The sequence below is a fragment of the Kocuria rhizosphaericola genome, from assembly GCF_044462205.1.
Taxonomy (GTDB): domain Bacteria; phylum Actinomycetota; class Actinomycetes; order Actinomycetales; family Micrococcaceae; genus Kocuria; species Kocuria rhizosphaericola.
Genome location: NZ_JBISWK010000099.1, coordinates 1 through 11,673, shown reverse-complemented (window position 1 = coordinate 11,673; position 11,673 = coordinate 1). Strand labels below are relative to the sequence as shown.

Here is an 11,673-nt window from a genome sequence, read left to right as displayed (position 1 = left end):
CCCTCACCGCTGCGCTGTGCTTCGTCCCGCTGTGCTCAGTCCACGCGTTCGGTGTGGCGGGGGTGGAGCAGGGACCGGACCTTCTCGGCGATCTTGGCCGTGGAGACCCCGTAGCGGTCGTTGAGGGTGGGCAGGGCCCCGGCGTCGAGGAACTCATCGGGCAGCCCGATCGGGGTGATCTGGCGTAGCACCCCGTCGCGGACGGCCGTGTGGGCGACGGCGTCGAAGAGCCCTCCGATGACGGTGTGGTTCTCACACGTGAGCACCAGCCGGTCCTTGGCGAGCTCGGCCAGGATGGTGGCCTCGTCCAGGGGCTTGAGGGTGGGCACGTGCAGCACCGCCACGTCCACCTTGTCGGCCTCCAGGGCCTTGGCGGCCTCCAGGGCGCGCTCGGTCATCAGTCCGGTGGAGATCAGCAGGACCTCGGCCCCGTCACGGATGAGCTTGGCCTTGCCGAGCTCGAAGGTGTAGTCGTACTCGTCGAGCACCCGCGGCACCTTCCCGCGCAGGATGCGCATGTAGGTGGGCCCGTCGTGGGCGGCGAGCTGCGTTACCGCCTGCTCGATGTCCACCGCGTCGCAGGGGTCCACGATCGTGAGGTTGGGCATCCCGCGCAGGATCGCCACGTCCTCGGTGGCCTGGTGGGAGGGCCCGTAGCCGGTGGTGAGCCCGGGCAGGGCGCAGACCATGTTCACGTTCAGGTTCGCCTCGGCGATGTCCAGGCACAGGAAGTCGTAGGCCCTGCGGGTGGCGAAGACGGAGTACGTGGAGGCGAAGGGCACGAAGCCCTCCATGGCCAGACCGGCGGCGGCCCCGAGCAGGGCCTGCTCGGCCATGCCGACCTGGTAGAACCGGTCGGGCATCGCGTCGCGCAGGATGTGCAGGTCGGTGTACTTGGCCAGATCCGCCGACAGGCCCACGATCCGCTCGTCGCGCTCGGCCAGCTCCACCAGGGCGTGACCCAAGGGGGCCGCGGTGGTCCGCTGTCCCTCCTTGGCGAGGGAGGCGCTCATCGCGTCGGAGGTCAGTCTCTTCTTCTGCGGGGTGTTCGGGGTGGTGTTCATGCCTGGGACGACTCCTTCAGTCGGTCGTGGGCGGTCTGCCATTCGTCGGCGGCGACGGTCATGAAGTGCAGCTTCTCGCGGTTCTCCAGGAAGTCCACGCCCTTGCCGAGCTTGGTGTTGGCGATCAGGCACCGCGGTTGGTTCGCCTCGATGCTCCGCAGTTCTTCCAGGGCGGTGAGCACGGCGGCGACGTCGTTGCCGTCGACCCGGCGGGTGATCCAGCCGAAGGACTCGAACTTGCCCCCGATCGGCTCCATGCCCAGCATGTCCTGGCTTTTGCCGTCGGCCTGCTGGTCGTTGAAGTCCACGATCGCGATCAGGTTGTCGAGCTCGTGGTGGGCGGCCACCGCGGCGGCCTCCCAGGTGGAGCCCTCGTTGAGCTCCCCGTCGGAGAGGATGTTGTAGACGAACGCCGGGTTGTTCTTGCGCTTGAGCCCCAGGGCGACGCCGTTGGCGACGACCAGACCGTGGCCCAGGGACCCCCCGGAGATCTCCACCCCGGGGGTGTAGGAGGCCATCGCCGACATCGGCAGCCGGGAGTCGTCGGTCGCGTAGGTCTCCAGCTCCTCCAGCGGCAGGAACTTCGCCTCGGCCAGCGCCGCGTAGAGGGCGATGGCGTAGTGGCCGATCGAGAGCAGGCACCGGTCCCGGCCCTCCCACTCCGGGTCCTCCGGGCGCAGATTCAGCTGGTCGGCGTAGAGCACCGCCAGCACATCGGCGATGTCCAGGGCCTGACCGATGTAGCCCTGCCCCTGCACCTCGCCCTGGATCAGTGCGTTGGTCCGGATGCGGAAGGCCGCCTCCTTGATCCGCTGGAGACGTTCGGCCTCGACCGGAGTCGGTTCGGTGGTTGTTGTCATGAGCTTCACCTCGAGTGATGTGGGGTGTGGGGCGAGTGATGGGTGCGAGGGGATTGCAAGGACCTGCGTCCGCGGTGCCGTTCAGCACCGACGGGGCCTTTTCACCCGGATCGGCCCCTGTCGCTCCGGGTGCTGCTCAACCGCCGACATCGCTACTGGGAATGAGAACAACGTCTTATGTTGATGGTTGACTGTTAACAGTGAAGCACGTCACGTTCTTTGCTGCAAGCGATCGGACTCCCTAGGTTCGGATGCCGGAGCCGGTGCCCCGGCACGACAGTCGACTGCTGTACTGGCGACAGCACACCGTCAACGGTTAACCGGCACGTATGATCAAGGCATAGTCGGCTCAGCCCAGAGGCATTTCTTCGGGTGCCGGCCGGTGGGGCGGGCGCTGAGGAGGCGCGCAAGGCGTCGAGCCTTCCTGCGCCACGATCCCTGCAGGGGGTGGCAAGCGCCCCTCGCGCCAGAGACCTACTACTGCAGCCTTTCCCCCTCCCGAGCTCATGAAGGACGGCCCCGATGACCACTCAGACAGCGGCCCTGGCCGGACTGGCCAAGGTGAATCTGCGCCAACAGGCTCTGACAGCGCTGCGCCGCGCCATCACCACCGGCGAGCTGCCCCCGGGCACTCATCTGGTGGAGACGGAACTGTCCGAGCAGCTGCAGATCAGTAGAGGCACCCTGCGCGAGGCCATGCGCCAGCTCCAGCAGGAAGGCCTCATCGCAGCCGGCGCCCGCGGCCGGCTGGCCGTGCGCAGTCTGGACGCCAAGGAAATCCTCGACATCTTCGCCGTCCGCGCCGCCCTCGAGTCCCTGGCGGTCCGCACACTGAGTCAAGCGGAGCATCGTGATGCGGCCGTCGCCACGCTGCGTGAGGCGGTGCGCGCCATGGAGGAGGCCGTGGACCACACACTGGAGGAGCGCATCGAGGCCGACCTGAACTTCCACCGCACCCTGTGCCAGCTCACCGGCAACGCCATGCTCCTCCACTCCTGGCAAGCTCTCGAGGGCTCCATCCGGATGTCGTTCATGTGGGCCGGCATGGAACGAGCGGTTGGCAACATGCGCGTGGACCGGCACACCGCCATCGTCGACGTCGTCGCCGCCGGAAACGCCGCGACAGCCGCTGACTACATGCTCACCCACATGGACGAAGCCGCCACCAACCTGGTCGCCTGACCACTCGCGCAGCACGCACAGCACCAGCCGCCGCCTCAGCCACGAGGCTGCCCCAAGCTGGGATTCCCGAGGAACCAGCACGACGCCGAAATGGCCGGAACCGTGGACATCGACCGGTTCAGGCGACGTGACCTGCCGGGGCATCGACCTGGTTCGCCGGTCGTCCTGAAGTGTTCCTCCCCCTGGCACGAGACCATGCCCGCACCTGTGTACTCGGCGCGGACACGACTCGACGACCGCCGTCACGAGTACCGACGAAGCACCCAGGGCCAACCTGCCATGCCCGGGCGCCCTTTTCCCTGATTCGACCCAACGTGCCATCGGCAATTTGGTCAGGCGATGGAAACACCCCTTGCGTCCTGAGCGTGGCCCGTGTCACACTTCACGAAACGCTTCGTTGACTGTTAACAGTCAACGGGCGGAAAGGCTCCACACGGTCGATCTTCGGCCGTCGGGGACAGTGCAACCGGGGTCACCGTGCGGGTCTTCCCGCCGCCACCCCAGAACACCGTGGGTAGGCACCTGAACGCCGTGACAGATGTCGCCGCCGCCGGGCCGCTCGCCCTCCATGCCACGGCAAGACTTCGTTCCTCGAACTACGGGAAGGTTTACCCTCATGAAGCCGAACACAGCGCGACCCAGCGCCAAGCGACGTGTCCGTTCCGGCGTCCTCGCGATCGCCGTCGTTGCCGGCCTGTCCCTGGCAGGCTGCGGAGGCGGGGAGGAGGGCGCCAGCAAGCAGCTTCTGCTCGGCCACGGCGCCAGCCCGACCAACCCCCGGTCCGAGGCCGCCACGTTCTTCGCCGAGCAGGTGGCCGAGAACACTGAATCCGCCGTGACGGTCCAGGTCCAGGGCGCGGAGCAGCTCGGCTCGGACGCCGAGATGATGGTCTCCCTGGCGTCCGGCACCCTGGACATGACCGCCAATTCGCAAGGAGTGGTGTCCACCAGCGTTCCCGAAGTGGCGCTGTTCGGGCTTCCGTTCCTCTTCGAGTCCTCGAAGCACGCTCACACCGTCGTTGACGGCCCCATCGGGGACGAGATCGCCGCCAAGGCGGAGGAGGAGGGATTCAAGGTTCTCGCGTGGTGGGACAACGGCATTCGTCACATCACCACCGGTGACACTGCGATCAACACTCCCGAGGACGTGGCCGGTCTGAAGATCCGCACTCCTGAAGACCCGATGACCATCGACATCTTCAACGCCCTGGACGCGAACCCGACGCCGATGGCCTTCAACGAGCTGTACCTGGCCCTCCAGCAGGGGGCTGTGGACGGGCAGGAGAACCCGATCCCGAACATCCACGCGAACGCACTTCACGAGGTCCAGGACCACCTCGCCCTGACCGGGCACAAGTACGAAGTGACCCCGCTGATCATCAGCACGACCGCCTGGGATTCCCTGTCTGCGGAACAGCAGGAAGCCGTGCAGACGGCTGCCGACGAGGCCCGCGACATGCAGCGTGACCTGATGGAGGAGCAGACCGAGGAACTGCGCACGGAGCTCGAGGACAGCATGGAGATCACCACGCCCGAGCTGGCCCCGTTCCGGGAGGCGACGACCGGGGTGTACGACAAGTGGTCCGCCGACTACCCCGAGTTCGTCGAGCAGATCGTCGACGAGGCCGACGCCACCCGAGCGGATTTCCAGGGCTGACCCGATGACACAACAACCCGACCTTGAAGAGGCGGAAGCGGACTTCGATCCGGACAACCCGCAGCCCATCGCCCAACCCAACCCGTTCACCCTCGTGACGGACAGGATCAACCTGTGGGCCACCTACCTGGGCGGGGTGGTGTCCATCCTCGCCTTCGTGGTGATCGGCGTCCTGCTCCTGGTCGCCGTCATCCTCCGGTTCGCGTTCAACACCAGCCTGGGATTCGCCGTCGAGATCCCGGCGTTCGCCTTCCCGTGGCTGATCGCCGGCGGGGTGGTCGCCGCGATGGGACGCAGCGGGCACCTGGCGGTGGACTACTTCGCCAACAAGCTGGCCGACCGCAAACGCCGCTACCTGGACATCTTCGTGTGGGCGGTGTCGACCCTGACCCTGGGATTCCTCGTCTACATCTCCACGCTGATGATCCGCCCGTACATGGGGCAGAGCTCGCCCATCCTCGGACTGCCCATGATGATCAGCTTCGGCGCCTACATCTACATGGCCGTCAGTCTGACGGTGCAGTCCGCCGCGCGCCTCTTTGCGGCCTTCCGGGGCAACGTCCCGCATCCGAAGGGAATCGTCAATGTTTGAGGTCGTCGTAGCGATCGCCCTGTTCCTCGTGCTGCTGCTGCTCAGCATCCCGGTGTCCTTCGCTCTCCTGCTCTCCACCCTGGCCGGCATCGCCCTGGTGGGCACTGCTCCGCTGCAGATCGTGGCCCAGCAGTCCTTCGCACCGGCCTCGAACTTCCTGTTCCTGGCGATACCCTTCTTCATCCTCACGGCCGACCTGCTGGCCAGCGGGAAGCTGGGCCAAACCGTGATCGGTCTGGCCACCAAGGTGATCGGCCGGTTCCGCGGCGGCGTGGGCCATGCCAGCGTGGCCACCTCGGTCGTGTTCTCCGGCGTGTCGGGCTCGGCAGTGGCCGACGCGTCGGGCCTCGGCTCGGTCCTGATCCCCTGGAGCAAGAAGGTCGGCTATCCCGCCCCCTTCAGCGCAGCGGTCAACGCGTCCTCCTCGGTCATCGGCGTCATTCTCCCGCCGTCCATTCCGATGATCCTGTTCGCCGCCACCTCCGGCGTCTCGGTCGCAGCGATCTTCCTCTCCGGCCTGATTCCCGGTTTGCTGCTGGCCACCGCCTACTTCATCGTCTGCTGGGCGGTGGCCGTCAAGCAGGGCTTTCCCCGCATCAAGATGAAGTTCACCAAGAAGAACCTTCTGAAGGATGTGTTCCTCGCGCTGCCGGCCATTTTGATGCCGATCATCATGATCCGCGTGGTCCTGCTCGGCGGTATCGCGACGGTGACCGAAGTGGCTGTGCTCTCCGCGGTGTACGCGCTGTTGATCCGACTGATGTACCGCGATATCTCCTTGAAGGGGATCATCCACTCCTTGATCAACACGGCCGCCGCGACCGGCGTGGTCATGCTGCTGATCATGATGTCCGAAGCGCTCAGCTGGTTCCTGACGGTCCAGCAGGCGCCGCAGCTGCTTGCGCAGAACGTGCTGGCGAACGTGGCCTCGCCCATCGTCATCCTTCTCATGATCAACCTGCTGCTGCTGGTCGTGGGCGCGTTCCTGGACATGTCGCCGGCCATTCTGCTGCTCACCCCGGTGCTGCTGCCGATCTCCACGGCGATCGGGCTCGACCCGATCCAGCTCGGTCTGATCATGATCCTCAACCTCGGGATCGGCCTGTTCACACCACCGGTGGGCACCACCCTGTACATCTCGACCTCGATCGGGAAGATCCCGATCGAGCAGACGGTGAAGGCCCTGGTCCCCTTCTACGCGGTATCGGTGCTCTGTCTTCTCGCCGTCACCTTCATTCCTGCCCTGACGAGCCTCGGCAGATAAGCGCGACAACCCTGTTGATACGGTCCGCCGATGCTCGGCGGACGTACTGCCAGGGCGCGGTGGTGACTGCGACGCCGATCCTCAACGCACGGCTGGCTCATGGGCTTTCCGAGACCCGCGCATCAGTACCACCGGAGATGTTGAAGCAACGATGACCCCTAACGCGAAAAGTGCCTTGTGATGACCAAGATCTTCAACGATCCCAGCGAATTCAGCGACGACCAGCTCGCCGGATTCGTGGACCTCTACGCCGATCGTCTCCGGGAGGTGCCGGGTGGAGTGGTTGCGCTGCGCTCAGGGGACCCGCAGGTGGCGGTGGTCGTCGGAGGAGGCTCCGGTCACTACCCGGCCTTCGCCGGTCTGGTGGGGCCCGGCTTCGCGACCGGGGCAGTGGTGGGGAACATCTTCACCTCACCCTCGGCAGCCCAGGTGTACTCGGTCGCCAAAGCCTCCGACCAGGGCAGGGGAGTGATCCTCACCTTCGGCAACTACGCCGGCGACAACATGAACTTCGGCCTCGCCGCCCGTCAGCTCAACGACGAAGGAATCGGCACCCGGATCGTGGTGATCACCGACGACATCGCCTCGGCCGCAGAAGAGCACCAGCGCCGGGGCATCGCCGGGGACTTCACCGTGTTCAAGGCCATGGGCGCAGCCGCGGCAGCAGGCCTGGACCTCAACGAGGTCGAACGGGTGGGCCACGCCGCCAACGACGCCACCCGCACCCTGGGCGTGGCCTTCAGCGGATGCACCATGCCAGGAGCCCACGAGCCGCTGTTCACCGTGCCGGAGGGGCACCTGGGGCTGGGTCTGGGCATCCACGGTGAGCCCGGCATCCGGGACGAACCACTGCCCACCGCCCACGAGTTGGCACAGACCCTCGTCACCTCCGTGCTCGAGCACGCTCCGAGCAATGGGGGAGACCGTATCGGCGTCATCCTCAACGGACTGGGCACCACCAAGTACGAGGAGCTGTTCCTCCTGTGGGGAGCGATCGCCCCCCTGCTGCGCGAACGCGGCTACCACATCATCGACCCCGAAGTCGGCGAACTCGTCACCAGCCTGGACATGGGCGGATGCTCCCTGACCCTCTTCTGGCTCACCGACGAGCTCGAGACCTACTGGACGGCCGACGCCTATACCCCGGCCTACCGCAAGCAACAGGTGCCCCTCCAGGGCCTCATCTCCTCCACCGAGGACACCGCTGCGCCAGGTGCCGTGGATCCTCAGCAGGTGCCCACCGCCGGCCGTGCTTCGAAAGAGCTCGCCGAGAACGTTTTGGCAGGGCTGCGCACGGTCCACGGCACGCTCAAAAACCATGAAAGCGAGCTGGGCGACATCGACGCCATAGCCGGCGACGGTGACCACGGCCGGGGCATGGTCAAGGGCGCAACCGCCGCCCTGAACGCCGCCGAGGAAGTGCACGGTGCGGCCGGAGCCGGATGGCTGCTGCGCACCGCGGGACGAGCGTGGGCCGCCCGCGCCGGCGGAACCTCCGGAGTCCTGTGGGGAGCCGCGCTGGAAGCCGCCGGCCGCACCCTGTCCGACGAAACAGATGCCTTCGACCGGCAGGACCTCGTGCAGGCAACCGGCAACTTCACCCGCGCCATCCAAGACCTCGGCGGCGCCTCGGTGGGGGACAAAACCCTGCTGGATGCACTGGTGCCGTTCACCGACGAACTGCGCTCCTCCCTCCAGCAGGCCACAGGGCCACTGGACGCCTGGCGTGCCGCCGCCGAGACCGCCACCCGTCAGGCGGCGGCAACGGCAGAGCTGACGCCCAAGGTGGGCCGTGCCCGGCCCCTGGCCGAGAAGAGCCTGGGCACCCCGGACGCCGGTGCGACCTCCATGGCACTGATCCTGACCGCCCTTGGCCAGGATGCCGAAGTGTTCACGAACCACGCAGTGAAGGAAGAGACCAAACGATGAGCGAGAACAAGAAATTGCGGATCGTGATCGGCGGCGACGACGCCGGGTTCGACTACAAGGAGGCCCTGCGCCAGGACCTCGAGGCCGACGACCGGGTCGAGAGCGTGGTCGACGTCGGGGTCTCGAAGACCGAGAACACCGACTACCCGCACGTGGCCGTCGAGGCGGCCCGGAAGGTCGCGGCCGGGGAGGCCGACCGGGCGCTGCTCATCTGCGGCACCGGCCTAGGGGTGGCGATCTCGGCGAACAAGGTCCCCGGCATCCGGGCCGTGACCGCCCACGACTCCTACTCGGTGGAACGCGCAATCCTCAGCAACAACGCTCAAGTGCTGTGCATGGGCCAGCGGGTCATCGGCCTGGAGCTGGCCCGGCGCCTGGCCAAAGAATGGATCGGCTACGCCTTCGATCCCACCAGCGCCTCGGCGGCCAAGGTCGATGCCATCACCGGCTACGAAAACTGCTGACCGAATCGTTCCAGATTCGATGAAGGCACTGGTTTGCCTCCATTAGACCCGGGGGCTTCACCCTTGGCGTCCTGTGCCCTGGGATCGGGGCGAACCGCAATCACAGGGTCGACCGAACGGTTGCCGATGGGGCTCTGGACCGCGGGTGCAAGAGCGATTCGGCTCGCTTTACATATGGCCGATTAGCGGGCGGACGGCGTTGCCGTGTGGGTTCCTATTTGGGCGTTTCTGGGCTGAATACCTAGGTCGTGTTCTGTGGTTCGACTCGATTTGCGGCGTCCAGGACCTCGGTTCGGAGCCGGTCCAAGTCCACGGCGTCCCCCTCGTGCAAGCCGTGGTCTCGGACCCAGGCGCGGGCGGCCCGCCAGACGTCGTCACAGCCGACGTCCATGTCGGGGTGGGCGGCCGCAATCCGGGTCTGGGCGGTGTGCTCAGGATCCTTGCCGGTGAACGACAGGACCACGACCGGGCTGAAGGCTAACCCCACCACCCCGCGCACGGAGGCTATGGTGCGTCCGTGGAAGTAGTCCCCGGGCTGGAGGTTCCAGGCCCGGTGAACACCGAGGCAGTCCACGGAGTGTCGTCGTTGTAGGAACCGTTGCCGAGCCGGTGGCAAGGGCTCTTCGGCCTCCTGTGGCTGGAGTCGTTGCACGTCGTGTTTGGAGTTCATCGCGGGTCTCCCTCGTTTCAGACCTGTGCCCGTTCCTTCGCCCGGAGATCACAGAGCGCGGGTGGCAGGGTCAGGAGGAGGGGGCTCCTGAAGGCGTCGACCCAGATCACGTGCACCGGGTGCATGGGACAATCTGATCTTTCCAGCATCCCAAACCATGAGTTCCGGTGGAACCGCAGGCCGATTTGTGTCTGCACGACGATACAGTGTGTCTGTCCTGTCTCGTTGGGACATCCGGGTGCGGCCCGGATGGTTCCGCACCGACCGGGGTGTACCCGAATCCGGGTAGGTCCGCCCGTAGAAGCTCGTGGCGTCAACGAGGGTTGAAAAGCGTGCGTTAGCGACGGGGTGGTTTCTCGTCATGGTTGGCCTGGCCCAGCGGGGAGCACCCGGGAGGCTGGTCGACGAGGGTCGTGTCGTGGCCGGATTTTTCCCTGCCGGGCCTGTCGGGGGCCACGGCGAAGCCCAACGGGTCGGTGACCGGCGCAGATACCAGGGGGTTGCACATCTGCCTGCCCTACCGTGGGGGTACCTCCCCCCGGGGGGATCACACAGCCGGCGTCCTCGGGCGGCCCTGCTAGGAAAGGTCTCGGCCATGAGCCGCACCATCTCCGTCATCGTCCGCATCGACCGCTCTGCCCATACCGTGACCCTGGACGTCACCGGGGCCCCGATCCCCGGAGACCGGCGGGAACTGCACCGGATGACCGCCCGGGCCCGCACTCTCTTCCCGGACGCGGCGGTCACCGTGGATCTGAGCTCCACCCGGACCCCCGAACCGCAGGACCCGCAGGGGGACAACACCAATCACCCCGGCGACGGGCAGCCCGAGATCAGCAGCGCCCCGGCCGCCCCGCATTTGGTGACAGCCTCCAGCCGGTGACATCGCCCCTTGCGAGACGGGGTCCGGCGGTTTCCGTGGTTTGTCCGCGGGGGTGGACGCCGGGCGCCTAGATGTACCCAGCCAGGACGTTGGTAGCAGGGGGTGTTGACGTGAGGAGAGCCTCCGGGTGGGGTGTGGCTTGTCTAAGAGGTTCCGCCGATAGGCGTGGTGGGACGGCGGCATGAGACAGGCACGAGGCCTGGTAAACACGGATTTGTTGAGAATCATTGTGTTGACCAGGAGCACTCGTGCCTGCCGTTCCATCGTGCATCATCGAGCCCATCGGGGACCAGTTCCAGGTGCTGATCCCGCCTGTGGCGGACGAGCATCCGTTGGGTTGCCACCGGCCACGCATCCCGGACCGGGTGGTGTTCGACAAGCTCGTGCAGGTCCTCGTCCTCGGGGCTGCCTACGAGAAGATCGCCGACACCACCTGCTCGGCCACTACCATCAGACGCCGACGCGACGAGTGGACCGCCGCGGAGATCTTCACCGCCCTTGAACAGTCCTGCCTTCACGCCTACGACAAGATGGTCGGGCTCGAGCTGGGGAATTTGGCGGTGGACGGGTGCATCACCAAGGCCCCGTGCGGTGGCGAGACCGCCGGAAGATCCCCGGTGGACCGCGGGAAACAGGGTACGAAACGCTCGGTGCTCACCGACGGTGCCGGGATCCCGCTCGGGACCGTCGTGGCCCCGGCCAACCGCCACGACTCCCCGTTGCTGCGCCCCACGTTGGAGACGCTGTCCCGGTTCGGCTTCGAGCTGCCCGAGCGGATCACGGTGCATCTGGACGCCGGCTACGACTCCAGGCCCACCCGGGAGCTGTTGGAGGAGCTCGGCTGCGAGGGCCGGATCGCGACCAAGGGCGTCCCGGCCCCGTTCCAGAACACCGCCCGCTGGGTGGTGGAACGGACCAATGCCTGGCACAACCGCGGCTTCAAGAAGCTGGCGATATGCACCGAGCGCCGCACCCGCGTCATCGAGGCGTTCATCGGACTGGCCAACGCCATCATCATCACCCGACGCCTCCTCCGCGAGGCCTGGACCACCCAACGCTGGGACACCCGCCCAACCCGACGACCATGACCTATCGGCGGAACCTCTAA

General features: G+C 66.6%; 11 protein-coding genes. 8 read left to right on the top strand and 3 right to left on the bottom strand.

Annotated elements, in window-relative coordinates; genetic code table 11:
* Positions 1-35 precede the first annotated feature (35 nt).
* Positions 36-1,064: a transketolase C-terminal domain-containing protein gene (locus ACH9D2_RS10320; protein ID WP_396362745.1), complete on the bottom strand. Its 1,029-nt coding sequence runs from the start codon at positions 1,062-1,064 to the stop codon at positions 36-38.
* Positions 1,061-1,924 carry a thiamine pyrophosphate-dependent enzyme gene (locus ACH9D2_RS10315; RefSeq protein ID WP_396362744.1) on the bottom strand — a complete coding sequence of 288 codons (864 nt, stop codon included), beginning with the start codon at positions 1,922-1,924 and terminating at the stop codon, positions 1,061-1,063. The genes ACH9D2_RS10320 and ACH9D2_RS10315 overlap by 4 nt, the downstream gene beginning before the upstream one ends.
* 522 nt (positions 1,925-2,446) lie before the next feature.
* Here ACH9D2_RS10315 and ACH9D2_RS10310 point away from each other — a divergent pair.
* From ACH9D2_RS10310 to ACH9D2_RS10285, 6 genes are all read left to right on the top strand, one after another.
* Positions 2,447-3,106 carry an FCD domain-containing protein gene (locus tag ACH9D2_RS10310; RefSeq protein WP_396362743.1) on the top strand — a complete coding sequence of 220 codons (660 nt, stop codon included), beginning with the start codon at positions 2,447-2,449 and terminating at the stop codon, positions 3,104-3,106.
* Positions 3,107-3,722: 616 nt separating this feature from the next.
* Positions 3,723-4,763 carry a TRAP transporter substrate-binding protein gene (locus ACH9D2_RS10305; protein ID WP_396362742.1) on the top strand — a complete coding sequence of 347 codons (1,041 nt, stop codon included), beginning with the start codon at positions 3,723-3,725 and terminating at the stop codon, positions 4,761-4,763.
* 4 nt (positions 4,764-4,767) lie between these two features.
* Positions 4,768-5,355: a TRAP transporter small permease subunit gene (locus ACH9D2_RS10300; RefSeq protein WP_396362741.1), complete on the top strand. Its 588-nt coding sequence runs from the start codon at positions 4,768-4,770 to the stop codon at positions 5,353-5,355.
* On the top strand, positions 5,348-6,619 hold the full coding sequence (locus ACH9D2_RS10295; RefSeq protein WP_396362740.1) for a TRAP transporter large permease subunit: 1,272 nt from the start codon (positions 5,348-5,350) through the stop codon (positions 6,617-6,619). Before ACH9D2_RS10300 ends, ACH9D2_RS10295 begins: the two co-directional genes overlap by 8 nt.
* 180 nt (positions 6,620-6,799) lie before the next feature.
* The gene (locus ACH9D2_RS10290) at positions 6,800-8,548 is read left to right on the top strand and encodes a dihydroxyacetone kinase family protein (RefSeq protein WP_396362739.1); all 1,749 of its coding nucleotides are present in this window, start codon (positions 6,800-6,802) and stop codon (positions 8,546-8,548) included.
* Positions 8,545-9,012, top strand: a complete 468-nt coding sequence (locus tag ACH9D2_RS10285; protein ID WP_396362738.1) for a ribose-5-phosphate isomerase — start codon at positions 8,545-8,547, stop codon at positions 9,010-9,012. The genes ACH9D2_RS10290 and ACH9D2_RS10285 overlap by 4 nt, the downstream gene beginning before the upstream one ends.
* Positions 9,013-9,253: 241 nt before the next feature.
* Here ACH9D2_RS10285 and ACH9D2_RS10280 read toward each other — a convergent pair whose 3' ends face one another.
* Complete coding sequence (locus ACH9D2_RS10280; protein ID WP_396362737.1) at positions 9,254-9,682, bottom strand: hypothetical protein; 429 nt, start codon at positions 9,680-9,682, stop codon at positions 9,254-9,256.
* Between the two features lie 595 nt (positions 9,683-10,277).
* Between ACH9D2_RS10280 and ACH9D2_RS10275 the strand changes: the two genes are divergently transcribed.
* Both ACH9D2_RS10275 and ACH9D2_RS10270 read left to right on the top strand, forming a co-directional pair.
* Complete coding sequence (locus ACH9D2_RS10275; RefSeq protein WP_396362736.1) at positions 10,278-10,565, top strand: hypothetical protein; 288 nt, start codon at positions 10,278-10,280, stop codon at positions 10,563-10,565.
* 248 nt (positions 10,566-10,813) lie between these two features.
* A complete protein-coding gene (locus ACH9D2_RS10270; RefSeq protein ID WP_396361908.1) occupies positions 10,814-11,653 on the top strand; it encodes an IS5 family transposase in 840 nt (279 codons plus the stop codon).
* The last annotated feature ends 20 nt before the right edge of the window (positions 11,654-11,673 follow it).